This is a genomic window from Microbacterium sp. UBA3394 (genome assembly GCF_002358725.1).
Classification (GTDB): domain Bacteria; phylum Actinomycetota; class Actinomycetes; order Actinomycetales; family Microbacteriaceae; genus Microbacterium; species Microbacterium luteum.
The window spans coordinates 22267-48368 of sequence record NZ_DEPK01000032.1 but is presented as its reverse complement, the minus strand read 5'-3'; the positions used below and the strand labels follow the sequence as shown (position 1 = coordinate 48368).

Annotated in this window: 24 protein-coding genes; 11 read left to right on the top strand and 13 right to left on the bottom strand. The window is 64.7% G+C overall.

All coding sequences use genetic code 11. From position 1 onward, the window contains the following. From B4E30_RS01900 to B4E30_RS01885, 4 genes are all read right to left on the bottom strand, one after another. Window positions 1-902 (bottom strand): ABC transporter ATP-binding protein (locus B4E30_RS01900; protein ID WP_286793259.1); only part of this gene is annotated, 902 nt, incomplete at its 3' end. 38 nt (window positions 903-940) lie between these two features. Next, window positions 941-1840 (bottom strand): TerC family protein, encoded by a 900-nt coding sequence (locus B4E30_RS01895; RefSeq protein WP_194384256.1) that lies wholly within the window; start codon window positions 1838-1840, stop codon window positions 941-943. A gap of 63 nt (window positions 1841-1903) precedes the next feature. Continuing rightward, window positions 1904-2884, bottom strand: a complete 981-nt coding sequence (locus B4E30_RS01890; RefSeq protein ID WP_194384255.1) for an SRPBCC family protein — start codon at window positions 2882-2884, stop codon at window positions 1904-1906. Between the two features lie 10 nt (window positions 2885-2894). Beyond that, window positions 2895-3278 (bottom strand): ArsR/SmtB family transcription factor, encoded by a 384-nt coding sequence (locus B4E30_RS01885; protein ID WP_286793258.1) that lies wholly within the window; start codon window positions 3276-3278, stop codon window positions 2895-2897. A 249-nt stretch (window positions 3279-3527) separates the two neighbouring features. On the opposite strand from B4E30_RS01885, the gene B4E30_RS01880 reads away from it, so the two are divergent. The 4 genes from B4E30_RS01880 to B4E30_RS16560 all read left to right on the top strand — a co-directional run bounded on the left by B4E30_RS01880 (window position 3528) and on the right by B4E30_RS16560 (window position 9356). Continuing rightward, complete coding sequence (locus B4E30_RS01880; RefSeq protein WP_286793257.1) at window positions 3528-4355, top strand: hypothetical protein; 828 nt, start codon at window positions 3528-3530, stop codon at window positions 4353-4355. Further along, window positions 4352-6388, top strand: a complete 2037-nt coding sequence (locus B4E30_RS01875; protein WP_286793256.1) for a Mu transposase C-terminal domain-containing protein — start codon at window positions 4352-4354, stop codon at window positions 6386-6388. The genes B4E30_RS01880 and B4E30_RS01875 overlap by 4 nt, the downstream gene beginning before the upstream one ends. After that, entirely contained in the window at window positions 6385-7434 is a 1050-nt protein-coding gene (locus B4E30_RS01870; RefSeq protein ID WP_242086716.1) for a TniB family NTP-binding protein, read from the top strand. Before B4E30_RS01875 ends, B4E30_RS01870 begins: the two co-directional genes overlap by 4 nt. 359 nt (window positions 7435-7793) lie before the next feature. After that, entirely contained in the window at window positions 7794-9356 is a 1563-nt protein-coding gene (locus B4E30_RS16560) for a zinc-ribbon domain-containing protein (RefSeq protein ID WP_414683177.1), read from the top strand. Here the strand turns inward: B4E30_RS16560 and B4E30_RS01865 are convergent. Both B4E30_RS01865 and B4E30_RS01860 read right to left on the bottom strand, forming a co-directional pair. Then, a complete protein-coding gene (locus tag B4E30_RS01865) occupies window positions 9345-10121 on the bottom strand; it encodes a metallophosphoesterase (RefSeq protein ID WP_286793255.1) in 777 nt (258 codons plus the stop codon). The genes B4E30_RS16560 and B4E30_RS01865 overlap by 12 nt on opposite strands. A gap of 68 nt (window positions 10122-10189) precedes the next feature. Next, window positions 10190-10615, bottom strand: a complete 426-nt coding sequence (locus B4E30_RS01860) for a hypothetical protein (protein ID WP_286793254.1) — start codon at window positions 10613-10615, stop codon at window positions 10190-10192. A 61-nt stretch (window positions 10616-10676) separates the two neighbouring features. On the opposite strand from B4E30_RS01860, the gene B4E30_RS01855 reads away from it, so the two are divergent. The 7 genes from B4E30_RS01855 to B4E30_RS01825 all read left to right on the top strand — a co-directional run bounded on the left by B4E30_RS01855 (window position 10677) and on the right by B4E30_RS01825 (window position 18535). Beyond that, window positions 10677-10958, top strand: coding sequence for a helix-turn-helix domain-containing protein (locus B4E30_RS01855; protein WP_286793253.1), 282 nt, complete (start codon window positions 10677-10679; stop codon window positions 10956-10958). Between the two features lie 70 nt (window positions 10959-11028). Next, window positions 11029-11292: an antitoxin Xre/MbcA/ParS toxin-binding domain-containing protein gene (locus B4E30_RS01850; RefSeq protein ID WP_286793252.1), complete on the top strand. Its 264-nt coding sequence runs from the start codon at window positions 11029-11031 to the stop codon at window positions 11290-11292. A gap of 208 nt (window positions 11293-11500) precedes the next feature. After that, a complete protein-coding gene (locus B4E30_RS01845) occupies window positions 11501-13696 on the top strand; it encodes a sigma factor-like helix-turn-helix DNA-binding protein (RefSeq protein WP_286793251.1) in 2196 nt (731 codons plus the stop codon). Between the two features lie 65 nt (window positions 13697-13761). Further along, window positions 13762-15822 carry a DEAD/DEAH box helicase family protein gene (locus B4E30_RS01840; RefSeq protein ID WP_286793250.1) on the top strand — a complete coding sequence of 687 codons (2061 nt, stop codon included), beginning with the start codon at window positions 13762-13764 and terminating at the stop codon, window positions 15820-15822. A gap of 27 nt (window positions 15823-15849) precedes the next feature. Further along, entirely contained in the window at window positions 15850-16011 is a 162-nt protein-coding gene (locus B4E30_RS01835) for a hypothetical protein (RefSeq protein ID WP_286793249.1), read from the top strand. Further along, window positions 16008-18071: an AAA family ATPase gene (locus B4E30_RS01830; protein ID WP_286793248.1), complete on the top strand. Its 2064-nt coding sequence runs from the start codon at window positions 16008-16010 to the stop codon at window positions 18069-18071. Before B4E30_RS01835 ends, B4E30_RS01830 begins: the two co-directional genes overlap by 4 nt. Before the next feature lie 23 nt (window positions 18072-18094). After that, window positions 18095-18535: a DNA phosphorothioation-associated protein 4 gene (locus B4E30_RS01825; RefSeq protein ID WP_286793265.1), complete on the top strand. Its 441-nt coding sequence runs from the start codon at window positions 18095-18097 to the stop codon at window positions 18533-18535. A 6-nt stretch (window positions 18536-18541) separates the two neighbouring features. Here the strand turns inward: B4E30_RS01825 and B4E30_RS01820 are convergent, their stop codons facing one another. From B4E30_RS01820 to dndB, 7 genes are read right to left on the bottom strand one after another with little or no spacing between them, the layout of a single operon-like run. Then, complete coding sequence (locus B4E30_RS01820) at window positions 18542-18931, bottom strand: HIT domain-containing protein (protein WP_286793247.1); 390 nt, start codon at window positions 18929-18931, stop codon at window positions 18542-18544. Further along, window positions 18928-19563 carry a hypothetical protein gene (locus tag B4E30_RS01815; RefSeq protein WP_286793246.1) on the bottom strand — a complete coding sequence of 212 codons (636 nt, stop codon included), beginning with the start codon at window positions 19561-19563 and terminating at the stop codon, window positions 18928-18930. The genes B4E30_RS01820 and B4E30_RS01815 overlap by 4 nt, the downstream gene beginning before the upstream one ends. Before the next feature lie 28 nt (window positions 19564-19591). Next, the gene (locus B4E30_RS01810) at window positions 19592-21031 is read right to left on the bottom strand and encodes a DNA phosphorothioation-associated putative methyltransferase (protein ID WP_286793245.1); all 1440 of its coding nucleotides are present in this window, start codon (window positions 21029-21031) and stop codon (window positions 19592-19594) included. Between the two features lies 1 nt (window position 21032). Beyond that, window positions 21033-21416 (bottom strand): DNA sulfur modification protein DndE, encoded by a 384-nt coding sequence (dndE, locus tag B4E30_RS01805; protein ID WP_286793244.1) that lies wholly within the window; start codon window positions 21414-21416, stop codon window positions 21033-21035. After that, window positions 21413-23383 carry a DNA sulfur modification protein DndD gene (gene dndD, locus B4E30_RS01800; protein ID WP_286793243.1) on the bottom strand — a complete coding sequence of 657 codons (1971 nt, stop codon included), beginning with the start codon at window positions 23381-23383 and terminating at the stop codon, window positions 21413-21415. Before dndD ends, dndE begins: the two co-directional genes overlap by 4 nt. Continuing rightward, window positions 23380-24894: a DNA phosphorothioation system sulfurtransferase DndC gene (gene dndC, locus B4E30_RS01795; protein ID WP_286793242.1), complete on the bottom strand. Its 1515-nt coding sequence runs from the start codon at window positions 24892-24894 to the stop codon at window positions 23380-23382. Before dndC ends, dndD begins: the two co-directional genes overlap by 4 nt. Next, window positions 24891-26024, bottom strand: a complete 1134-nt coding sequence (gene dndB / locus B4E30_RS01790) for a DNA sulfur modification protein DndB (RefSeq protein WP_286793241.1) — start codon at window positions 26022-26024, stop codon at window positions 24891-24893. Before dndB ends, dndC begins: the two co-directional genes overlap by 4 nt. Window positions 26025-26102: the final 78 nt, after the last annotated feature.

Below are 26102 nucleotides of genomic sequence, written 5' to 3'. Positions count from 1 at the left end.
CGTCCGTACAGGTCGAGCACGGACTCCTCGAGGTCCGGTTCCTCGACGGTGAGTTCGCGCACCGTGAAGCGCGCGAGCGCCTTGACGACGGGGTCGATGTCGCCGCGCGCCGTGGCGGCGAGGTGGATGTCGCTCCCCACCGCTCGCACATCCATCGCCTCCACGCCGGTCGGCGCGAGCGCGTCGCGCACGGATTCCGCGGCGCCCTCGACGGTGGCTCGGATGCGCCGCACACTCGCGATGCGAAGCGACGCGACATCCCCTTCGGCGACGAGCCGGCCGTCGGCGAGCACCGCGACGTCATCGGCGGCCTGCTGGATCTCGCTCAGCACGTGGGAGCTGAGGAGCACCGTCTGGCCCGCGTCGCACGCCTCGCGCACCATGGCGAGGAACTCGCGCTGGATGAGCGGGTCGAGGCCGCTGGTCGGCTCGTCGAGCACGAGGAGCTCGGGCCGGTGCATGAAGGCCTGCACGAGCCCGAGCTTCTGCTTGTTGCCCTTGGAGAGGGTGCGCACCGGGCGGGTGAGGTCCAGACCCAGGCGCTCCGCGAGGGATTCGATCATGCCCGGTTCGACCGGCCCGCTGATCTCGGCGAGGTGGCGCAGGAGCGCGCCGCCCTTCACGCGTCCTTCCAGGCGCAGCTCTCCCGGCACGAATCCGATGCGTCGTCGCAGCGCCGCGCCGCCGGCACGCGGCGACTGCCCGAGCACAGTGATCTCGCCGTCGGTGGGCCGGATCACATCCAGCAGCAGCCGCAGGGTCGTCGTCTTGCCCGCGCCGTTGGGGCCGATGAGGCCGAAGACCGATCCTCTCGCGACGGTCAGATCCAGGCCGTGCAGCGCGATGTGCGCACCGTAGGCCTTGCGCAGGCCGCGGGTGTGGATCGCCGTCGCATCCGCCATGCCCGCACCCTACTCCTCGGCGCGTGCCGGCGGTGGGATCAGCCCAGGCCGGTGCGGTGCTCCTCGGGGTCGGATGCGCCGGCGACGGGCTTGCCCGACAGACCCACCGATCCGGATGCCGGGTTCTTCGACAGCGCGGCTCCGACGGCGACCGATTCGTCGACGTCGACATAGCGGGGGCGCAGCTGCACGGCGTGCGGCGTCTTCTGCTCGCGCTTGGCCTTGCGCGAGCTGTAGGCCAGGTTCAGCACCTCGACGAAGATCGCGAACGCCATCGGGCCGTAGATGAAGGCCTTGTCGATGTGGAAGCCGAAGCCTTCCGCGACGAGGAACGCACCGATCAGCAGCAGGAATGACAGGGCGAGCATCTTCACCGTCGGATGGTTGTTCACGAACGCGAAGATGAACCGGGCGGCGAAGAGCATGATGCCGAACGAGAGCACCACGACCGTGATGATGATCACGAGGTTCTCGGTCATCCCGACCGCGGTGATCACCGAGTCGAGCGAGAAGACGATGTCCAGCAGCAGGATCTGCGCGATGACGGAGCCGAAGGTGACGGTGGCGACCTTGCCGCCCGCACCGTGCTCGTCTTCGGCCCCCTCGAGCTTGTGGTGGATCTCGGTCACGGCCTTGTAGACGAGGAAGAGACCCCCGGCGATGAGGATGATGTCCTTCCACGAGAAGCCCATGCCGAAGAGGGTGAAGACCTCCTCGGTCAACGTGATGATCCATCCCGCGAAGAGCACCAGCACCACGCGGATCAGCATCGCCAGCGTAAGGCCCAGGTTGCGTGCGCGGGCCTGCTGCTCCTGCGGGAGCTTCGAAGCGAGGATGGAGATGAAGATGACGTTGTCGACCCCGAGCACGACCTCGAGCACGAACAGCGTCAGGAAGACGGCGATGAGGTCCGGGGTGAAGTCGAACGAGAAGTCCACGCCGCCATCGTAGGCGACGAGCCCCGGGGAAGACCGGAGCCCGTCGCGTTGCCTGCGCGCTGGTCAGGCGGAGATGAGCTCGCGTTCGAGGCGGGCGTAGCTGGCCTCCATGCCGTCGGTCATTCCGGTGGCGAGAACCATGTCACGGGTCTCCTTGTCGGGGTACTCGATCAGCGTGGTGGTGAGCGTTGCGCCGTCCTCCTCATAGAGGGAGAGGTCGTTCGTCGTCGACGGGAAGTCGGTGCCTGTCATGTGCTCGGTCGTGACCGAACGGCGGGGGGCCTCGCTCACGAGCGTCTCACCGTCGAAGCCGAACGGCTCACCCTCGGTGCCCTCCAGCGGCTCCCACGCGTAGCGGTAGCGTCCGCCGACGGCCGGGTCGATCTCGCAGACCGACATGCGCCAGCCGTCCGGGCCCAGCAGCCACTGCTTCATGAGTTCGGGCTCGGTGTGCGCACGCCACACCAGCTCGCGCGGGCCGTCGATGAGGCGGGTGATGCGCACGTGCGTGTCGGTGAGGATCTCGGTGCGGGTCCCCTTGCCATGCGCGTACTCGCGCAGCCCCTGCAGCACGGTGTCCAGCTGGTTCATCGCGAGCGTCGAGCCCTCGACCGCGCCCATGGCGACGACCTGCTCGAGCGCCTCGACCGAGGGATAGTGGCTCACACTGGTCAGGCGCGATCCGGCGTCGGTCGCCTCGAAGGTGAACACCATCCGCCCGGTGGGCATGTCGGCGTTCACGACGCCGTGCTCGTCGGCGAAGGAGTCGAGCACGGTGAACGAGGTTCCGTCGTCGATCTGCACGAACTCCCAGACGCCCCCGAAGCGCTCGCCCTTCGGGGAGGTCATGACGTACGACGCACGGCCGCCGGGCGCGAAGTCGAATTCGCGGAAGGTGGAGGGGTAGCCCGGAGGGCCCCAGAACCGCTCGAGCTGAGCAGGTTCGGTGAACGCTCGCCAGAGCCTGTCGACGGGGGCGGCGAACTCGCCCACGAGGGTCATGGTGAGAGCTTCTGGATCGCTGGTGACGGCGGTGACGGGCATGACGTGCTCCTCAGATGGTGGATGCCGGTGGCGGCGTGGGTGTGGATGACGGCGGGGTTTCGGGCTCGGCCAGGAGCGCGTCGAGGCGGTCGATGCGGGCACGCCACATCTCTTCGTAGCGGGCCAGCAGAGCTCGAGCGCGAGCGATCATGGCCGGATCCGCGCGCACGAGGCGCTCGCGTCCCTCCGCGCGCTTGATGATGAGCTGCGCGGCTTCGAGCACGGCGACGTGCTTCTGCACCGCCGCGAACGACATGTCGTAGTCGCGCGCGAGGGCCGAGACGGAATGCTCTCCGGTGAGGGTGCGCCGCAGGATGTCGCGGCGGGTAGCCGCCGCGAGCGCCTGGAAGACGCGGTCGATCTCGTCATCGGTGAGCTCCGTTTGTGCAACCATTTGGTTGTACATTAGCGATCGAGATCTTCCGCGTCAAGGGTCGATTTGTCGGGAACGCGTTCGAGTGACACAAACCGGCCATGCGTGACACAGGCGGGCGGTCGAATGACATCGAGTGTCACGACACGCCGATGACGACGACGGGTAGTACTTCGCCGAGGAAGAACATCGGAACTGGATAGAGGAGCGATGGGGCTCCGATCAGCCCATCGTCCTCGCAACGTCAGACGCCGACTTCGCTTGCGAGAGGTGATGCGGGTGCTCCCAGTAGCTGGACCTCAGCAGATCGTCCCCCGACGCCAGACATCGTCGACTGAGCTTCACTGGATTTCGCGCCAGGACGACAGCACGCATCAGAAGTCCGGCCATCACGGATGGGCTGTCGTCGGACGGGATCTCGGCGATCGAGACTGGGCGGCGATTGATCCTCAGCCCTTGCGTAGGTCGAAGGGCGTCCGCTTCAGATTCACGCCCAGCCTGTATTTCTGGCAACCGACCGGGACACACGTGTGGTGCGAGTCTCAGGAGGAGCGCTGGGAGGTCCTCTGGTTGGAGTTCAGCGGACAGGTTGAGAAGCTGTGGGCGCAGCCGGTAGCGATTACCTTCGGGCACGGATCGCGGCTATCGGGGTACTCGCACTTTCCTGATCTGATGGCGTTCTTCACAGATGGCTCGTACGGCCTGCTCGACGTGCGTCCCGCCGATCTGATCGACGACGCGGCGCGCGTTCAGTTCGGTGAGACCGCGGCCGTTTGCGATGCGCTCGGGTGGCGCTACCGGGTGCTGACAGGCCACGACAAACGAGCGACCGGCAACCTCGACAGCTTGTCGGCGTCTCGCCACGACCGCTGCCGACCTGGCCACCAGACGGAAACGCTCATCCTGAGCGCAGCGCGCGGAGGGCGAAGCCGCGGCGATCTCTGTCAGATCGCCTCTCCCGATTGCCCGCCACTCGCGTGCGCGTGGGTAGACAACCTTGCATGGCGCCGACTACTTCACGTCGATCTCGGTGGTGTGTTCAGTAGCGAGACGGTCTATACGACAACCGAAGCGGCATCGACAGGAGCGGCGGCATGACCAGCGAGGAGTACAAGCTCAAGCTCGGCGACAAGGTCGAGATAGGTGGGGATCTTTGGGTATGGGAGCGGGTGCGCCGAGGCGTGGAGGCAACACTTCGACGCGACGGCGCCGAGGACGATTGGCTGGTCATCTCGATGCCCGAACTCATAGGCTTCGCTGGCACCGCCCGTCGACAGTCGAGCACGCCGCTTCGCCCCACCGCAGGGGACTGGCCAGCTGACGTGCTCGACATGGAAAAGCACCTGCTCGAGGTCTTCCGCGGCGTGCCAATGGACCCGAACGCGGTCGGGGCGCGTCCGGGGTACGACCTCACCCAAACGACGCAGGAGCAGCGCATCACTGCGAAGGTCGCTGAGTTGGCTGGGACCTCGCTTGCGCGCAGCCGCAAAGCGCTGTTCAACTACTGGAAGGTCTACGAGTCGGAGGGCGTCGCCGGGGTGGATGCTCGGTTGCACCCGAAGGGTCAGAAACGGTTGGTGATCAGCAAGGCGGATCCTCGCCTCGTCGCCGTCATCGATCGCGAGCTCGACCGTCGAACCAACCTGCACACGAGCAGCCGCCGTCACTGCGCCGCCCTCGTGCGGCGCACGCTAGAGGCGATGTACCCAGGCGACGCGATCTGCGACGTGAAGGCCACAACCCTCCAGGGATACATCAACGAGCGGGATGCCGGCCGATACAGCTTCGCGAAAGCGACGACGCGTCGCAACACATCCAACAGTCCGGATCGGGAGTACTTCTCCGGCAACACTCATCGTCTCGGACAGGTGTGCGAGATCGACTCGACGACGCTGGACGTCTTGGTGTGGGATGAGAAGGGCAACGAGTTTCGCCCCGTCGTGACCGCGCTCTTCTGCGTCGCAAGCAGAGTTCCGTTGGCGTGGGCAATCCACGCCAATCGGCCGAACGGGTTCGATCACGCGCTGCTCCTGGCCAGAGCGATTGTCGGACGCAGGGCTTTGCCCGGCTCATCGGCAGCTGCGCTCTCGGGTTCCGCGACGCTCCCAGTGGAGCTGATGAAGAGGATCAATCCCTACCTCGACGACGAATCGCTCGCCGTGCCATGGATCTTTCCGCACGCGATCACCGTCGACGGCGGCGCCGACTTTCGGTCAGCAACCTTCGAGGCCGCCTGTCGGGCCTACGGAATCACGCTCGTCCTCGCCCCGCCGAACGCCGCGGCCACAAAGCCCCACGTCGAACGAAACTTCGGCACGACGTCGACGGACTTCGCACAGTGGTTGGTCGGCTCGACGGGCAACTCAGTTGCTAACCGGGGGAAGCGCGACAATCCGACTCTCACGCTGGATTCGGTACGGCTCGCCTTCGATGCCTGGATTACGACGGTCTTCTTGAACAAGCAGCACGGCGGACTGCGCTCTCCGCTGTTCCCAGGTCGCGAGTGGACGCCGAGCCAGATGTACGCGGCATTGTTCGAAGTCGGCCCCGGAGTTCAGCTTCCGTTCCGAGCGGAGGACTTCCTTGCTCTTCTTCCCTCCGAAGGTCGGATCATCAGTGACGAAGGGATCGAGTTCCGGAATCGGAAGTACGACTCGCCGCTGTTGGCGGACCTTCGAAATCGCTCTCTCTCAGGTGCTCCCGCCGGCTCGCGGCAGGCACGCACGTTCGCTATCCGCTTCGATCCCTGCAACGACAATGCCGTCTGGGTCCAGCACCCCGAAACGGAGGAATGGATCGAGTGCTGGGACAAAGGAATCGACGATCGGGGCGCGTGGATGGCGGCCGAGACCGAGGTCCGGCTGGTCGAGCGCTTTGGAACCGGCGCGCCGAGCGAGAGGCCGATGACGGCTGAGCTCCTCGACGAGATCGAACGGCGTGCTCGCAACGACAAGCGGGCTCGAAGCCGCCAGCTCAAGGGCGGTTCAGCTGAACTCGAAGAGACTGCACCTTCGCCCGTGGAACCTGTCGCGTTCAAGCTCGCGGAGGGGACCGTTCCAATCAGCATCGACGACATCGACTGGAGCTCCGCGCGCTACGACATCGTCACGGTCAAGGATCTGCGCCCGTGACTCTCGACGCCCTGGTGCTTGAGCACGCGAGCAAGACCACACTCCCCGGTCTGCGCGAGGCGCTCTTCGCGTTGCCAGCAGCGCCCCCCTCGATCTCGTTCACGGACTATCAAGCACTGCCTGCGGATCAACGCGAGCTCCACGATCAGGCGCGGGATGACTTCGTGCGCCTCACCTTAAGGGTGCCAACCCCGGAGCAGGATCTCAGTACGCGCATCCTGGCGCGACTCATCCGATCGAACCCGCGACGCAAGAACTCACGCCGCGGCCTGATGATCTCAGCGCCGCTGTTCTACGGGAAGACCGAGCTCGCCCTCCTCCTCGCCCGATCCGTTGAGAATGATCACGCAAGGCACGCCCCGAACTACCGCGTTGACGGTGAAGTACCGGTTGTCTGGGTGGAGATGACGGAGAACGCAACGGGGAAGTCGCTGCTGACGCAGATCATCCGGTTCCTGGCGCCGACGGCGACCGTGGCCGCATCGAGCAACACAGATGTACTCCGAGTGCTCGCGGTGAACCTTCTCCGCGCCCATCGAACCAAGCTGCTTGTGATCGATGAGGCGCACCACTTGGGAGGAAAAGAGCCGTCCAGCGTCATCAAGGCACTGCAGAACGAGTCGACGACGACAGTCGCCCTGGTAGGAATCGACCTCGGCAGTGGCACGGCATTCGGATCGGGTCACGGGATGCAGGTCACCATGAGATGCGACATGGTCGAGCTGCGTGAAGTGAACATCGAGAACGACGCGGGACTCGCGCTCTGGACTCTCTGGGTGGCAACCTTCGACAGAAACCTCCCTCTCTGTGGTCACACCCCCGGCATGCTCACCCGCAACGCCCTCTCGCTCCATAAAGCGACTCGAGGGCGACTCGCGGTGCTTGCAATGGTGGTCGAGCGCCTGGTCGCATCGATCCTCGACGACGATTTCCGTCAACACGAAGACGTCACCAAGCAGCAGCTGTTCGCTGTCTTGGATGGAATTCGGCACACCACTCCGATCCGCCACAAGGTGAGACTCGAAGACCTGGTCGACGCCGCGTGACCGACACCAGAGCGTGGCCGATCCGGCCCAAGTGGCATCGCCTAGAGTCACCGCGCTCATACGCCCAACGCCAATGTCGAGCCGCGGGCGTTCCGTTCGAGGACGTCGAACGAGGTCTCACCTCCCCGGCGCAGCCGTACATCTATCGGGTGTGGAAGGACGAGGCCGCAGCAGCGGTCACCATAGAGGCTGCCGCTGGACGCGCCCCAGGCCACTATCTTCGGCTCCGGCGCATCGCCCAGCCCGACCAGGCCGTGAAGTATCGCCCGCGGTTCCTCTGTCGACTCTGCGCCGCTGGTGATCGAGTCGAGCAGATTCCCCACGACCGCGAGAACTGGTGCCTGCGGCACCCCGGGCAGATGGTGTGGACAGGGCCGGGCAGTACTCCGGAATCCCAGCTCGTGGTCGCTTACGACGGCATCCAAGCAAGAGCTGAGCGCGCGTTTCGGCGCATGGTTGCCTCGGGTCGCGTGAACGCCCGGTTGCACTCCCGTGTGTGGGAGATGGTGCGCGACAGTAGTCGGCTCGTATCCGATGGGCACCACCAGGATTGCGGCGCAACTGACGTCGATGCCCTTGAGGTCCGAGCACGTGCGGAGCAGTACCCGCGAACTGTCGCCCTCATGACGGCCTTGTCCGACAAAGCCTCCATCGACGGCTGGCGATCCGAATCCCCAGCAACTCTTCGGCGCGAGATCGCCCGATCCCTCCCCGCCGACATCGGGAGTTGTGAGGTCCTCGTAGAGCGGGTTGTCCTGTGGCTCAGGCCGATGCGCCGTGTGCTCCGCGAAACTCGCCGCGAACCACTGGATGTGCCAATGGATCTCGTAGACACGCCCAGGATCGTTGACTCCGCCGCGCAGTATCCGAGGTGGATACAGCGCCGCCCACAGGCCGTCGCCGAATGGGACTGGGTTCGCAACGACCCGAGCTCGGACCCCTGGGAGGCGTCGAGCTCGTCCAAGCGAGCTTGGTGGGTCTGCGACATTGGCCATTCCTGGGAAGCCGTCATCGCGACCCGCGCACAGGCAGGCTGCCCCTATTGCGCGGGCCAATCCGTCTGGCCCGGGCACAACGATCTCCGCACGCACCATCCTGCCGTCGCCGCCGAATGGGACGACACCCCTGGCGCCAACGCGGGAGACCCCGACCACGTCGGCGCTCAGTCCGCCCGCCGAGCGACCTGGAGATGCACAAGAGGCCACCAGTGGACGGCGACCATTAGGAACCGGACGAGACTCGGTGCGGGATGTCCATACTGCTCTGGGTACTTCGCGATCGCCGGCGAGACGGACCTGGTCACCCTCCGACCGGATCTCGCCGCCGAGTGGGATAAGGAACGCAACGGCGACCTGGCCGCAACGATGGTCGGGATCGGCTCAAGCAAGAAGGCATGGTGGACCGCGTCGTGCGGTCACGGTTGGCAAGCGATGGTCAGCAAGCGCGCCTTGGCCGGACAGAACTGCCCCTACTGCTCACGAAAGCGCGTGTTGCCAGGCGACAACGATCTCGCCACGGTACGCCCCGATCTCGCCGCCGAGTGGGACGTGAGCAATCAGCTTCGCCCGGATCAGGTGCTCCCGAAATCGGGAAGCAGGGCGACGTGGCGGTGCGCGAGAGGCCACACCTGGGAAACGACACCTCACAAGCGATCGAACGGCCGAGGCTGCCCCTACTGCGCGGGCAACCGGGTCATCGCAGGCGAGACGGACTTGGCTTCCGTCAGCCCAGAGATCGCCAAGGAGTGGAGCCCCGACAACGCGCTGAAGCCAACAGCTGTGAAGCCATTCACGAAACGAAAGGTCAAGTGGCTGTGCGCTCAAGGGCACTCGTGGGAGGCAACCGTCGCGAGCCGATCGAGAGGGGTTCGCTGCCCGCACTGCCGCTCGCAGAACAAGCACGGAGTACCGTCACCGCTCTGAAGTTCCCTCGACGTCAAAGCTCTGGCCGAGGGAATGCGCGGGGTCGTGGAGCGCCGCGAGATCGACACCGAACTTCGCTGCGAGCTCCGCGAGAGGCCGACTCTCGCCGGCCGCTGTCCGCTCACGAACGAGCGTGACAATCTCGTCATCCTCCCGACGAAGGTCGGCAAGCCACGCGTCGATGAGGGAAAACGGGATGGGAGCGTAGTCGAATGCGTCGACGCCGACGTGGAACTGATGCCCCACGGGGCCGTTCTCCCGGTCGTGAGTGTGACCATGGAGCAGAGGGATACCGCGGTCGACAGGGCGATGCGAGATGTGCCGGTCGGAGTCCTGAGTATCACCGGCGTACGGGTAGTGCGAGGCCAGCACGCGAATCCCATGCCGCGTGCCCTCGATGACCTCGGGGAGGAGGGTCCAGCCCGCTTGCTCGTAGAGCGGTGTGAAGCGTTCGATCGCGGCGCGAGACTGCGTTGCCGGAGACACCCGATCGTGGTTGCCCGGGACGAGGAACTTCCGGCCGTTCAGAGAAGAAGTCAGCGGCATCGACTCGGCGATCGGTCCCAGAGCGACATCGCCCAGATGCAGGACCACGTCGTCATGGCCGACAGTGTTGTTCCATCGGCGAACGAGCTCAGCGTCCATCTCAGCGGCCAATGCGAACGGGCGATCAGCAAGCTCGCTGATTCGCGCATGACTGAAGTGCGTGTCCGACGTGACGTAGTCGACCTGATCGAAGTCAAACGTCGGATATTCGTACGCCATAGATTCATCACCTCCGTCATCCGCGGCCCCGCCGGCCTGGCGACTGGCTCGGCCAGGAGCGCTGCTGCTCAATTGTCCAACGGGGCGTTGGACACGCACAGCTCATTGGAGGGCTGCGCTACACCGCCAACGGGGAAAGCGGCGCCGGGTCGGACGACCAAGTCGACCCCGGCGACGAAGCTGATCGCCCCGAGCCTGCACCAGTAGAGCAGAAGCCAACTGCGCATGAGCTCGAGCTGCGCCTCTTGTGCGGCGATCGGTCTGTTGTGGTCGGCGATGACACTCAGCCAGTCCGCCGGTTCAAACATCGCCTCGAGCAGCTCAGCGACGGTTGGGCCGTCCGAGTGCTTGTCCCACCAGTCCCGCGTCGTCTCAAATGCCTGCTGCGCTGTGGACGAGCCGTTCGGCTCGGAGACAACACTGATCAGCGCCTCGAGGAAGGGATCGCGGACGGCCATCTGAAAGGACTCGACCTCGACGAGCTGCGTCGCCATACAAGCAGAATGCCAGATAGATCGAGCCATCGCGGGCAGGCCTCGCCGTCAGCCTGAGAAGGTGCGTAGTCCTCTGGCCTTTCAGTCCGGTTGGGACGCGTATGTCGCCGAGATCGGTGCGAACATCCACCGCCTTCGGATCGCTCGCGGATATAGCCAAGACCGCGTCGCGTACGAGGCGAACCTCAGCCGCTACACGTACCAACAGCTCGAGCGCGGCCGGTCGAGCCCCGAGCGCACCTCCAACCCCAGACTGATGACCCTCCTCGCGATCGCACAGGTGTTGAAGGTTCCGCTCGACGACCTCCTCCCGGACGGCACGCCTGACCTCACTGCCCGCTGACAGCCGCGTCGGACGACGTCAGGCGACTACGAGCCTGTCGACGCCGCCTCGTGTTCGATAGGTTCGGCCTATGAGCGACGGCAGCGACGAAGCAGCGTCCGGCCAGGATGCCGCGCGACTCGGGCGTGACCTCATGGCGGAAGCCATCGCGTCCGACGTCGAGGCGGTCCGAGAGCGACTGTCGGCACTCTGGACCGATCCCGCCATCGACGTCTGGCTGACGAGCGCCAACGCACATCTGGATGGAGCGCGCCCTATTGACGTGCTGGCACTCGGCGGGCTGGGACCCGTCATAGAGGCCATCGAGATCGAGGTAGTCGGCGGCTCACGGTGAGGTTCTTGGAGCGGCACCGACCACCGCTCGCTATCGTCAGCACGCGTCTCCGAATTGCCACTGCGAAGCCCGCCCAGCAGCGATCCCCGGCGCCGCTACGGTGTAACTCGTGGCCCATGTCGAGAACCCCATCGAGCGAATCGCTGACTCCCGCGTGTCGGGCACCCGGATATAAATGATCTGGCAGGGCACTTGGGAGGAGCACGACATGCTCGAGACGCTCGACGAATCGAGCTCGTCACGGTCGGGGTCGACGTGGTTGGACGCGTTCCCGTGGCTGCCAGCAATCGCCCGCGCTGCTGACGGGGTGTGGAGCTCACCCGTTGAGCTTGCGGACGAGGAGACCGCTGAGCGGCTCGCCGGAGTCATTGCCGAGCTCGCAGGCGAGCGTTTGACCCACTGGACCATCGGTCAGATCCTTCCCAGCCTTCCTCCTGACATCGAGCTTTCCACGCTCGACCTGCCAACGAGGGCCGCAAACTCAATGAGCCGGCATGGAATCTTCACGACCGGGGAGCTAGCGAACGAGTTCCTTGAGTCGCTCATGGGATGGCGTGGCATCGGAGCGGGGACCATCAACGGCGTCCTTGCCCGACTCGTTCAGGCGTCGACGTCATCGTCCCCGTCCGTCATGAGCGCCGGTGTGCCGACGGCAGCCGAAGCAGACATCACTTTCCCCAACGACCACTGGCTGCAGAAGGTAGCTCACGACGTCAAACGCATCGCGGACTGGTGCGCCCTCATCGGAGTAGATAACAACGCGCTCCTTGACCTGTCTACGCTCTCTTCCGCCCCAGGTGGGGTGAGAGATGCAGCCGAGAGGCTCCTCGCGATCCGCCTGAGGGATATCGACGCAGATGCTCGCGCAAAGTCGCTCTCTGCCGTCCTGAACGACGCGCTCACGCGCCTGGAGCCGCGAGCCCTCGAGGTGTTGAAAGTACGACTGTTCAGTGAGACTCCGATGACTCTGGAGGACCTAGGGCGGCAGTTCGGCGTTACTCGTGAGCGCGTGCGCCAGATCGAGGGCAAGGCCCGCGGAGCACTCCTGACCGCGGTGTCCGAGTCGGAGGGGCTTGCAGAGGTCGCCGCGTCAATTTCCTCATCCACTGGAACCATCCGTCCGCTCTCGGATCTGCTCGACGCGTATCCGTCCCTGGCTGAGACGGTACCCAGCGCTGACCAGCCGGCGTGGCGTGTTCTAGATCAGCTGGACGACGCCTACGAGATCATCGACGGTTGGCGGGTGTCCCCATCGATGGCCGCCGCGGAAGCGGCGACACTCGCGCTAATAACGGAGTCCGCCGACGCGTACGGTGTCGCCCGAATTTCTGAGCTGAACCTCGTCTCGGTCTCGTCCCCGACTGACACCGATAGCGCGGCGAAGGCGTGGCTGACCCGGTGTGGATACATCATCGACGGCGACTTCGTGCTCCTGCGCACTCGGTCCGTCGGTGACTACGGCGCCGCCGTGCTGTCCATCGTTGGAAGTCCGATGAGCCTGCCAGCGATTGTTGAACGCTTCGCGTTTGAACGCACCGCAGGCTCCCTCCGAAATGCGATGAGCCAGGACGAGCGATTCGAACGGGTGGACCGCGAACTATGGGGGCTGAAGGAGTGGGGTCTGGGCTCCTACGGCGGGATCCGTTCCGTGATCCGGGAGCACCTCGCCGGAAACGGCGGCGAAGCTAATCTCGACGAACTGGTCGAGCGAATTACCGGACGATACTCCGTCAGCGCCAGCAGCGTCATCGCCTACGCGAACGCTGCTCCATTCGAGACCGTCGAGGGCACCGTGCGAACCATGCGCTCGAGCAGAACGGCAGACAAGCCGCCGGAGCGCACGCGCCGCCTGTTCCGACGCCCCAACGGCTGGGCGTACCGGATCACCGTGTCGCCAGACCACCTCCGAGGCAGTGGTTTTGTCGCGCCGACCGCGATGGCGAACCTACTAGACATCGGCGCCGGCACCACCCTCCAGCTCGACTCACGACTCGGACCACAGGTCATCGCCTGGACGGGGCTTCAGCCTTCCTTCGGCAGCATCCGACGGTTTCTCCTGGATGCTGATGTCGAAGCAAACACGGACGCCTTCCTGACCGTTAGCATCGACCGAGTCTTCGACTTCGAGGCAGTACGCGCAAAGACGGGCGATCCGACGCACGACCTTCTCGCGCTCATCGGGGCACCCGAGAACACGGGAGACGTGTGGGAGCGTGTGGCGCTGGCAGCAAATCAGGACCCGAGTACACCGTTCGTCAGCGTGGTTGACGTATTCCGTAGCCGGGGCGACGACGACATCGCAGACATACTCGTCGGTCAGCGGCACGAACTGGATCCCGGGGCAGAGGAGGCCGTAATCTCTGCTGCCGCACCGGACGTGTCTTACATCATGGACCTCCTGTGACGCGATTGAGGGGTCTGCGGTCCATCAATTTCTCGACGCGTTACCGCAGCGGTATGGAGGACGTCGTGGCGTCCTTCTATCTGCCCGCATTCTCGGCCGCATCGGTGTACAAGCGCGCGGTCGGATACTTCTCATCAACCAGCCTCGCGTTGTACTCGCGCGGTCTCCAAGAGTTCGCCGAACGAGGCGGGCGTATGCAGCTCATCGCTTCGCCGAACCTCAACAGCGACGACATCACCGACATCGAGCGCGGGTACGACCTCCGCGCCGTTATCGAACGCGCTGCTCTTCGCGAGCTGACGGACGAACAACCTGACACGCTCCTCGACGGTCTCGGGCAGCTTGGACGGTTCGTTGCAGAGGGTCGACTCGAAATCAAACTGGCGTTCGTGCAGAGCGAAGGTCGCGTCGGGATCTACCACGAGAAGCTCGGCATATTCCGCGACCATGAAGGAGATGTCGTCGGCTTCACCGGAAGCAGCAACGAAACCCTCGGGGGCCTTCTCGCCAACTTCGAATCAGTCGAGGTGTATCCCGGATGGTACGAAGGGGACGGAGAGCGGGCGCTGCGTCTCGAGGCCGACTTCGGGATGCTCTGGGCGAACCAGACACCGGGGCTGAGTGTCGAATACTTCCCAGACGTTGCGCGTGAACGGCTAATCGAGATCGGCCAGCGACGACCGTCGGGAAAGCTGGAAGCGTCCGAGCATGCGCTCACACCGCGAGTGGTCGAGACCGCGCCCGTCGAACTTCAGATCCCGACGTGGCTTGCTCCCCGCGCCTATCAGAAGCAAGCCGTCGAGAGCTGGCTGAGTAACCGCGGTCGTGGGATGCTGAAGATGGCCACCGGTACCGGCAAGACGAAAACCGCGATGATTGCGGCAACCCAGCTGAGCCAGGTTCTTCGCAGGCGCGAGGACCCGTTGGTAGTCCTCATCGTCGCGCCACTCCAGCACCTCGTTGATCAGTGGATCTCCGAAGTCGAGGACTTCGGGGTCCGGCCCATCGCGGTCTACGAATCGAGCGCGACGTGGCTCCCCCTGGTTGAAGAGCAGCTCGCGGCGGCTCGGCTCGGACGCCGACCGGTGGTCGCACTCGTTGCGACCAACAGTTCCTTTGCCGGTGAACGGTTCCAGTCGATCTTGCAGCGGATGACTCTTCCCCTGCTGGTGATTGCCGACGAAGCACACAACCTTGGATCGGTCGCGTACCGCAGCAGCCTCCCCGACAACGCCGCCTATCGGCTGGCGCTGTCCGCCACGCCGGAACGTTGGTTCGATGAAGAGGGTACCGATGCTCTCGTCGACTACTTCGGTGATGTGGTGTTCGAGCTGGACATGGAACATGCCATCGAGATGGGGGCGCTCACCCGCTACCACTATCGGCCGAGGCTCGTGGAACTGGACTACGAGGAAACTCAGTTCTACGTCGATCTCACCGCGCAGATCGCCACGCGAATGGCAATGGGAAGTGATCCGGAGAAGCCGGACTCGGATGCGACCCTGGGATACCTCCTGCGGCAGCGTGCGGGCATTCTGGGTCACGCCGCCGGCAAACTCGGCGCGGTCAGGACGGACGTCGCGGCACGGCGCGACGCACACTTCCAGCTCGTCTACTGCGCGGAGGGTTCCCGGCCCGCACCGCCCGGCGAAGAACTAGGACCCAACCAGCTCCAGGATGTGTTGCGTCTGGTTGGCCGAGACCTCGGCCTCGCCGCACACCAGTACACCTCAGAGACGCCACGCACAGAACGCAAAGCCCTGATGCGCCGATTCGCGACAGGAACGGACCTCCAAGCCCTGATTGCCATGCGGTGCCTGGACGAAGGGGTAGATATCCCCGACGCCAGAATCGGCTACCTACTCGCCAGCAGCAGCAACCCGCGGCAGTTCATCCAACGCCGAGGACGGCTCCTACGGCTGGCTGAGGGTAAGAGGCACGCCGAGATCGTTGACTACCTCGCCGTCCCCCCAGCGGACGCACCCGTGGACTTCAATGTGGAACGACGCCTGCTGATTCGGGAGCTTGAACGGACGAACGAGTTCGCTCGACTGTCTGAGAACTATGGCGAGACCCTCAGCGTGTTGCGACCGCTCAAGGAGCGCTACCAACTTATGGACATGTGACCCCGGTCGCGACGAAAGGAAGCCGACGTGCCTGAAAACAGAACCGAGCGACGCGTGCTCGAAGAACTGTCCGACGAGGAGAGAGCACTCCTCACGCGCGCACTTGAGATCGAACGGTCGAAGCTCCACCTGCCAGGCCATGACGCAACCGAAGAACTCCTCGCGGCCGTGAAGGCGGTCCTCCCGTGAAGCTGCAACGGATCACCCTACGAAACTTCCGACAGTTTGCCGGCGAGCAGACCTTCAATCTGGACTCCAGTTCGCTGAAGCCGGTGTCGCTGATCTTCGGCGCCAACGGCTCCGGTAAGACCACCTTCCTCAACGCGTTCACCTGGGCGCTGTACGGAACCCTGTCTGATGACGTCGAGCAGCATCGACGCCTTATCAACGACGAGGTGTGGCGGGATGCCTCGATGGGAGACACCGTCGAGGTGTCAGTAGACCTCGTCTTTGAACACGAGGGCGAGACGTATCGGATTCTGCGGTCAGCCTCGGTGCGAAAGGACTCGGACCAGCAGTCAGTGCGTGCTGCATCCGTGAAGCTCGAGGGGTGGCGAACGGGCGCCTCCGGCGCGTCGGAAATGCTCGGCGCCCCACAGGAAATGGTCTCGTCGATCCTGCCTCCGGGGGTCAGCCGCTTCTTCTTCTTCAACGGTGAGCGCATCGAGAACCTCGTGAAGAAGAGCGCGTACGCGGAGGTTCAGAAGGACATCAAGGTGCTCCTCGGCCTCGAGCAAGTGGAACGTGCGCTGGACCATCTCCCGAAGGTCGACCGGAAACTGACCACCGAACTCCGCCGATACGGCGGTGCCCGCGCCTCCGAGATCCAGGATGTCATCGACGCGAAGCAGGAAGAGGAAAAGGAGCTCGCGGAGGAAACGGCTCTCACCCAACGAAACATCGCAGCACTCAGAGAGGAACGTGAGGAGGTAGCGAGTCTCCTCCGCAAGCACGCCGACTCCGCACCGATCCAGACCGCCCTGGACGCAGTAAGCCGCGAGCTCGCCGAAACGCGGCAGTCTCTAGAGGCAGCAGAGACCGCTCGCGCAACCCTCGTCGCGACCAGAGGTTTCCAGGCATTCACAAAGTCGCTCGGAGACTCGACCGCGACTATGGCCGAAGGCCTGTATGAGAGGGGGGCATTGCCCGCGCCGCTCAAACGCGAGTTCGTGGACAAGTTGCTCGAAGACGGGGTGTGCATCTGTGGTGCTGAGCTCAAGGCAGACTCAGACGGCACAGCGCATGTGCGCGAGTGGCGCCATCGGGCCGGCCTGCAGGTAGTCGAGACGTCCTGGCAGCAGCTGTCCGGGCAGCTGCGCCCCCTCGCCTCCTCGCGCGCCGAACTTCGAGAGCTGCTCACTGAACAGTTCGGTCGAGTAGACAGCGAGAAGGAACGCCTCACCCGCCTCCAGGAGCGCCACGCCGAGCTCACTGGGCAGCTCAAAGACAGCCCTGCCGAGGACGTTCAAGCACTTCAAACCAAATCCATGGGTCTGGACACGCGCATCGCGGGACTCCAACAGCGGCTCGGGCAGATCAGCGTGCTGCGACAAAGTCTCGAGCGGGAGATCGAGCAGAAGACCAGAGACCGTTCGAGGGCGTCGGTCGAGGACGAGCTCGCAGAGAAGGCGCGTCGGCGCTCCGACCTCGTCCAGTCGGTGACGCGCGCCTTGAAAGAGATCCTCAGCATCCGCGAGGAAGACATGCGGCGCCGTCTCGATGCCGAGCTGAAGTCGATCTTCGCGAAGATCACTCACCAGAATCACCAGCCGATCCTTGACGAAGGGTTTGAGCTGCGACTCGAGAAGGAAGTCGACGGGGTCATGCTGCCCGTGCCCAAGTCGACCGGTGAGAACCAGATCCTCAGCCTCAGCTTCGTGACGGCCGTCTCTCAAATCGCCAGACAGATTCGCACTGAAGGGCGCGCAGAAGGCTCATCCCCCGAGGGCGCCGGCGAGTACCCCATCGTCATGGATGCCGCGTTCGGTTCGCTCGACGACGACTACCAGGAGTCGGTCGCGCGTGCACTTGCAGAGATGGCGCCGCAGCTCGTTGTTCTCGTAAGCAAGAGCCAGGGACTCGGCAAAGTCGTCGAACAGCTGCTGCCCCATGTAAGCCACGTCGGAGTCATCGAAACGTACACCACGAGCGATGGTGACGTTGCGGACAACATTGAGCTGAGGGGCAATTCCTACCCGTACATCGTCAAGAGTTCTCATGACCGTTCCGAGCTGAAGGAGATCCAGTGACTACCGCGTCTGCAGATGTCCGCATGCGGCGTCCAGCCGCCCATGAAGCGTTGATGAAGGAGCTCCAAGACGAAGGGGCCTTCCCGACCTTCCGAGACGTTCTGCTCCTTGCTGGTGCTGTCGGTTTCCGTCAGGGCCGCCGGGCCGCGTTCACCCTCACTGCTGGGGATCCCATCAGGTACGAGACGTTGAGCGCGCGCACTTTCAGCGACACGCTCATCAACATGATCGCGGTGAACACCGTCGATGACCCGGAGGTCATGGACGAGAGCCGACTGGAGGAGCGGGTCCGGATCTTCGAGGAGTTCGCGAACGGCGGCTTGGAGTACATCCAGGAGCAAACCAACGTTCGTCATCAGCCGGCAGCGCTTGTCGTGCGAGACCTCGTCATCGAAGCTCTCGACAACGAGAAGGGCGCAGAAGCGGTGTCCGTCGATGAACTCCTCGACGGCTTGAAGTGGTGACGAGCGTCAGCCGGCCACGGAGAGGTAGTTCCGGCGGCTGGGGATGACGCCTCGAATACCGCCGACCGGGTCGGTGACATCGCCAGCCTTTCGCGGGATGAGGTGGCAGTGCGCGTGGCCGACGGTCTGACCGGCGGCGGTCCCGGCGTTCCATCCGACGTTGAATGCCGTCCAGCCGTCCGCCCCGAGCTCTTCGCGGAGCGCGTGCAGCGCCTCCTGCGTGTCGAGCATCTCCTGTGGGCTGAGGTCGAACACGTCCGTACGGTGGCGTACCGGAATGATGAGTTGGTGACCTTCGGAAACGGGGTAAGCGTCGGGGATGACGTACACGGATCCGTAGCGCACGGCTTCGTCGCTGTCCCGGAGCGTGCAGAACCGGCAAGTGTCACGACTCATGATTTCTTCGCCTTCTTGTCGGTTGCACTATGCGCGTCGAGCTCTGCGCTCAACGCGTCGAACTTCGCGTTGATCTGTGTCTCGAACTCCGTCGGAAAGTAGCTCAGCTCGGTGGACGGTACATCCTCAGGGTTCGCCAGAGCCCTCGCCAGCAAGGACTGGTGTACTCGCCACAGACCTGAGGCAGTCACTGCCCCACGGGCAAGGCCGGACTTCTCATCTAGGATCTGTTTGATGCGCAGGTTCACCTGGACCATCGCGTCGAACAGTGCCCAGGAGACCTTGTCTGCCTTGATCTCGGGTACATGGTCGAGGGTGTGCCAGTCCGGGTTCTTCGGCTTGTTCACGCGGCGGCTGATTTCGTCGCGGAGCACCTTCACCTCGTTCAGCAGCTCACGGATCGGCGAGTAAAACTCGTTAAGGGCGCGGACGTTCATCTCACGAGCCGCAGCTTCGGTGGCTTCGTCGCGACGCAGCTTGCGCGAAATGTAAGGTGCCAGCAGAGTGACGGCGCCGCTCACGAACGCCGCTACAACGGCGGGACCGAAAATAAGCGCTGCGATAGCGCCGCCGTCGAGGCCGACGGTCGGCGGTGTCTCAGTGGGAGCCGTGGCGAGCAGAATTTCGAGCACGGGTTGAGGTTATCGCCTGGCCCCGACATCAATTGGGTGCAGCGCTGAGGCGGTGCCCCGAGATCTTGAGTCCCCGCTCGCGGAGCACAGCATCCCATTCGCCGGCAGTTCGGATCACTGCTGGGTCGCTGTATAGGCCGTGGCGGTCCTCGGCGCGGGATAGCGCCGCGAACAGCGCGTGACGTGGGTAGTCCTTGGCAACGAACTCCTCCTTGCGGTGGAGGACGGGTCGGGTGCGTGGGTCGAGATAGCGTGCCCATGTCACGTCAAGGTCGCCGATGGCGACGGTTGACGAGGAGAGCATCTGCGGGTGCGCGTGGCGGTCGAAGTCTTCGTAGACGCGGTACTCCACTTCCGCTTTCACGAACGACAGGCGCACGATATTGACGCCGACGCTGGCCCCAGCGAGGAGCCGTGCGCAGCCGTCGAGCACTCGGAGCACCGGGGGAGTCTGCGCAAGCGCCGAGGTATGCACGTAAAGCGACGTCCCACTCACCCTGCCGACTGGGGATGCGAGGGCGTTGACGTAGCGGATGGAGGGATCGCTGCTCGCGAGGAGTAGCCGATGCGCTTCCGCGTGCGCGGCGTCCTCCGACCCGAACAGCTGCTTGACGTCCAGGCGGGTCGTGGGGTCGGAGCGGAGGTCTACGCCGCGGAACCTGCTGAGGGCGAGTGTGACGAGCAGCTCGTTGCGTCGGTGCACGACGACTTCCTCCCAGAAGCTGTCGTCGGTGACGGAGCGGATGATCCGCGTCGCGCGGGCGGCGCCGCCGACCGCAATGCGGAGATCGTGGCGCTGCTCGTCTGTGAGCTCGGTGGAGCGTGGGGCCCGGCCGTGTGTTGTCATGAAGTCCAGGAGTGGCTGGATGACGTCGCGGTGAGCGTCGTATTCGTCGTGCGGGTCGATGCGAACACGTGGGCGATAGACCGCTATCCGCGAACGCAAGAACGTCAGCGCGTCCTCGTCGTCACGGAACACGTAGAACACTCCCGGTGCCGCAGCGTATGGGCGGACGCCGAGAACGTCGGTGATCCAGTCGCCAAGCTCGGTGTGCGTGAATAGCTTCTGGAATGTCCGGCGCGCAGTGAGGAGCCCGTCTCCGTGGACTATGCCGGCGGGTGCGCGGTCTTCCCCGATGGTGCGGCCTGCGACGACGAGAGCTCGGGTTGCGAGCCTCCATGCGTCGGTGAGAGCCGCGCGTCGCTCTCGCGGGTTCTCGATGACGTTGACGACGTAGCCGATGTTCACAACATCTGCGGGCGACCTGGCTCCCTGTGGGCGATGGACGGGGTCCCACCCTGTCGCCTGGTACCCGAGGCGGTGCAGGCGGTCCACATCGCCGCCGCGACCACAGCCATAGTCGAAGACCGATGACCCGTCGCGGATGATGCCGTCGGCGAGGGCGGTGGCGACCGGCCTAGACAGAGCTGTCCGCTTTATCGCTGTACGGTGCCGCTCGACGCGCATGTCAGTGTGCGGTGGAACTCATTCGAGCGAGTGACGCGATGTCCGTGAGCGTTGTGTCGCCGACCAGGTATCCGATTCCCCGGTGGAGGTGGAGTCGGAACTGCTGAGCGAGAATCTCGTCGTCCAGGTCGAAACCGTCAACCTGGCACCGGTAGCGGACGAGGGCCCAGTAAACGTCACCGTGGTCGCCGGCGAAGGTTCGCCAGGACATCTCGACGTTGCTGTCGAGAGTCAGCTTCACTGCGGGAGGCACATTCGGCTCGGCAAGGGACCTGCACAGAGCCCACCGGCACAACACGTTCCAGTGTGCGATACCGGTGCGTCGCTTCAAGGTGATGAGTTGGTCGCGAGCTTGCTGGGTGACGCGGATGTGTTCGAGTGTCATGCGCGCTCCCAGAAGTAGCCGGCCACGATGGTGGTCGCTCCGTCTTCGAATTCGAGCCGATACTCCCGTCCGATGAACGGGTTCAGTGCCTGCCGAGATGGTTGGTCGATCTCCGTGTCGGTGGACAGCAGGATCACCTGGTGGCTCGCATGGGGGAAGTAGCGGTCCAGGAGCCGGTCGCGGTGCGACCGATCCAGGCGGCCCAGTGGGGTGTCGATGACGACGGGGAGAGGTTGTCCCGCCGCTCGGGCAAGGCCCCACAGTAGGGCGACCGCGAGAAGTTGCCTTTCTCCGGCCGACAGGTCGCCGGCGGAGAGGGGTAGCGAGTCAGAGCCGACCAGCTCGACGGATGTGGTTTCTGAGTCGATGCTCACCCCTGTGATGAGGCGGTCCTTGCGCAGCAGCATCTGCAGCGCCTCTAGGACGAGATCGGCGATGCGTGCCAGCTGCCGTCGGGTTGCGGCGACTCGCAGCCGGGCGAGTGTGTCCTGCGCCTTGCTCACATGTTCGACTACTCGACGGTCGTCTGCTGCGGCGAGGTCTGCCTGCGTGAGCCGCTCCATCGACTTCTCGTACGCTGCTGCCGCACGCTCGCGGTTTCCCTTGGCCTTCTCGGCGGCGTCCTCGGTGACAGTGAGAGCGGCCTGAGCGAGGGTTCGCGCGTCGGCGGCGGCGTCGCGAGCGGCGGCGACCGGGGCGAGGGCGTCGGTGTGAGGGATGGACGCGAGCACCCTGTCAGCCTCGTCGGCCGCGTCCGTTGCTGCCGCGTGGGCGGTCAGCAGGGCTGCGATGGTGTCACCGGTTCCGGGGAGCAAGTGAGAGGTGAGGAGGGAGACGGGCGCCGCACTGGGAAGGCCGGTGATGTTCACGACCGCGGCGCTCGCACGTCCGGAGCGGTCCGCGTCCAGCTTCCCGCGCACAGTGGCGATCACGGCCGGGTCGGCCTTCGACTCCTTCAGCCAACGGAGAACGTCGGTGTCGCGGTCGTCGAGGACGTCGACGAGCAGGCTATCGCGCGCGGAGTTCTCCTCCTTCTGCGCCTGCGTCAGCAGACCTTCGAGAAGCGGCAGGGCGAGGAGGAGTGGTGCCTCACCAGCGGCGATAGTGCGCAGGTTGTCTTCGATGCCGCGCTTAGTGCTCTTGGCATCGTCGGCGACACGTTCGGCGTCCTCTCGTCGGTCTGCGAGGTGTCCGCCCGCATCCCGGTAGGCGTCGTCGGCGTGGCGGAGCGCTTCGTCGGTGCGCGCCGCATTGGTGCGCGCGTCGGCGACAGTGTGGAGTGCAGCTTCCTCCGCCCCGCGGGCTGCGTGGAGAGCGGCTTCCAGCTGCGTGAGCGCGTCCTGGTCAGCGGAAGACAGCTGTTCGGTTTGGTGTCGCTTGCGCAGGACAGTGAGGTCGGCAGTCAATCTCGTCACTAGGTCCATGCCGAGCAGGGCGTCCAACGCGGACCGCAGCACTTCGCGGGAACGGTCCAGGTCCGCGAGTGCTTCGATCTGCTCGCCGTCGAAGAAGAAGAGTCCCGCGATGCCGCGGGGAAGGAAGGTCTCGACGTACTCTTGCCAGTTGTCGGTGAGAACGGGGTCGTGGCGGCCGTCCACGGATACCAGGAGAATCTCGCGAAGGGACGCGCCGGCGGGTTTCCAACTGCGTCGGATCCAGTAGCGGTGTTCTTCGCCGGCCTGAAATGCGGTGAACTCCAGCTCGATGGCGGCGCCCTTGGCGGGGTCGGAGTGGCGGTGGACCAGGCCGCGGAGATACCGTTCGTAGCTGCCCTTTCCGCGTGCGTGCGTGCGCATGAGCGGGCCATATAGGGCGAGCTGGATGGCTTCCAGCAGTGTCGTCTTCCCCGCCCCGTTGAGACCACCGATGAGCAGGATCGGGTGGTTGCGGTCCGGTGGGGTGAGATCGAGGGTTTGCCGTCCGCCGAATGTTCCGACGTTACTGAGGGTGAGTCGATTCAGAATCACGCGGGAACCTGGCGCACGTATCCGTCGGCGACGTCGACGGGGTCAGGCTCCGAGGGGCCCGCGGTTGCGGCGGCGCGAGCGCGAGCGCGCTCGAGCGCGTCTTCTTCGTCGTCGTAGAACCCGCGGCGGACCGCCTTGTTCAGCGACTCGAACAGACCTGCGCGGCGCACCTGTGCGCGGTGGCGCTGCTCGATGTCAAGCATTTCGCGCACCATCTCTAGATGGAGGCGGTCGTCCCCGGCCACCTCTTCGAGCGCGGCCATCATCTCGGCGCCGAGCGGGAGGTGCTCGTCAAGGGGACGGCCGGGGTAGGTCTCACCAACGGCGTTCTCGTAGATTCGCGGGACGCTGTCTTCGAATTCGTGCTTGTCGACGACCCACATCCGGCGGATCTCCTCCAGCTCGGGGAGGCTCACCAGCTCGAGGTCTTGCACGTACGATGGCCCGTTCGCGCGGATCCATGTCTGCGCTTCCAGAAGGCGACGAAGCCAGTCCTCCCGCGCGGCCTGCGTGTACGGGCCGGGGATGGTGCGGTCGTGGAACAGCTGGACGTTGCCGTTCATGCGGCGGAAGTCGCGCAGGTGCCGGTCGTCGGCGACGTCGAGCGCGTTTCGCAGCTCGAGGAGCGGAAGCATCCACTCCTTCTCTTCGTCGTTCTGGATCATCGCGCTCATCGACTTGTCCTTCTCGACGAGCGTGCACGTCCAGCAGCCGAACCGGCTGTCACCGCAGCTGGGTGTGCTGGCGTCCACGACGAGCGGGCACTCACCGTCGGGCGATGCCCCCTGATACATCGTGAGCAGTTCCTTGTTCGAGTAGCCCCACGGGTTTCCTGCCTGCATCAGGAACGTCCACACGTCGTCGTTCGTCCAGTTCTCGACCGGTGAGTAGACGAGGCAGTTCGGGAGCGAGTCGTTCGGGCTGAGCAGGTCACGCACACGCCGAGATTCAAGGGCTTTCATACGCGCGGCGCGGCCTGAGGACTCCGCCTTTCGGGTGCCGAGGACGAGGATCGCCTCCCCGTTGGCTTTCACCATCTCTCGGATGAACGTGTTGGACGGCTTGATCTTGAGCCGCTCGGTGCACCAGCGGAACTTCGGTCGAGGGGCCGGATAGCCGCGGCCAATGAGGTTCACCCAGAACGTGTCTGCGACGGCGGGTGTGAGCCGATTCGGGGTGATGGGCAGCGCTTGTGCACGCGCTTGCTCCGCCATCTGGTCCAGCGAGTGGGTCACCCACGCGGCGACGACAGGGTTCTCTACCAGCGTGTCCGTACTGATGACATGCACCGGCTTGGTGCGCTGCTCAACGGGCAGCGACTTGAGTGCGAGCCACACAAGCTGAAGCACCGCGGTGGAGTCCTTGCCTCCGGAGTAACCGACGACCCACGGGACGGAGTCTGCGAGGTAGAGCTCCTTGGTCTGTTCGACAAGGGCGTCGACGGTCTCGTTGAACCCGAGGTCGTCGAACGCGGACTTCGGCCGAATGGGCAGCTTGATGGTCGTGCTCATGCGTGTGCTCCGATCCGCCGGGTACGGCTCGTCTGGTCGAGGCCGAGGACTCCGGCGATGTAGTCGCTGGTCAGCTGCACGTTCGCGCGGTTCTTGGCAACGCGTCCGCCCGTCATCGCCTTCCCCTCCCAGGTGTCGGTCGCGTTGCGTCGCCAGTCAATGCTCTGCAGGCGGCTGAGGATTCCCGCCCAGTCGTCTTCGGGGACATCAGTCAGCAACGTGTTCCCGACGATCCCGAGTGCGTGCAGGATGACGCTGTGCGTGTGGATGAAGTCTTGCCGTACCCCGCCCGCGGTGATCTCCGCCCGCTGCACTTGCTGCCACTGCGGGAACTGCTCCGCGACCAGGGTCCAGAACTCCGATGCGCGTTCCACAAGCTGCGCCGGCTCTTCTTCCTCGACGCCATCCAGGAGCGCGACGGTGGCCGTATGCAGCCCAGACAGGGTGAACAGGTTCCGGGAACGTGCGGCGAGATTGTTCGACTCGAAATCGGTGAGGTCACGGAACACCGGTGTCTGTGCGACGACGAGCCGGGTCACGGATGCCTGCTCGTCCCGGTGGTCGTAGAGCACGCTGATGGACTTAGATGGCCGGATCGCATACCGGTTCAGGTCTGCGAACATCTGCTGGCAGCGTTCCAGCCCGATGTCGATGAACAGCACGATGGCGATGGTTTCGTCGCCGAGCTCAGGGTTCTCCGCCAGTGCCTGTTGGATCGCGGCACGACGATGCTGTCCGTCGTTGATGACGAACTTCGCTTCCATCGGGATGCTGAGCGTTCCCACCCGCTCCCCTGCACCAGACGCTTCCGGGACGAGTGACTCGAAGGTCACTTCGGCATCCACCGACGCCGTGAGAGCAGAGAAGATGTAGTTCTCTGGGTTCTCCGTCATGTAGCGCGCGATCTCCGGTACACGCGCTCGGTTGAGGGAGCGCTGAGCGCGCATCTCCGCCGGCAGCTCTTCCTCATCGAAGAGGAACAGCCGTGGAATCATCCGCAGCGGACACATCGTGATGAAGTACGTCCGCCCCGCTTGAATGCCGCGGATGGCCGGGAAGTTGTACTCAAACTGCGGCCTTGCCTTCGGCGCCGGACGGTCGTCGGTCGCTAAGAGGTTCTTGCTGGCCATGAACCTATCATGGCATGTACGGAAGACAATGTCCGTACAGGAGGCGGATCTAGGTCCATACACGCTTCCGTACCGATA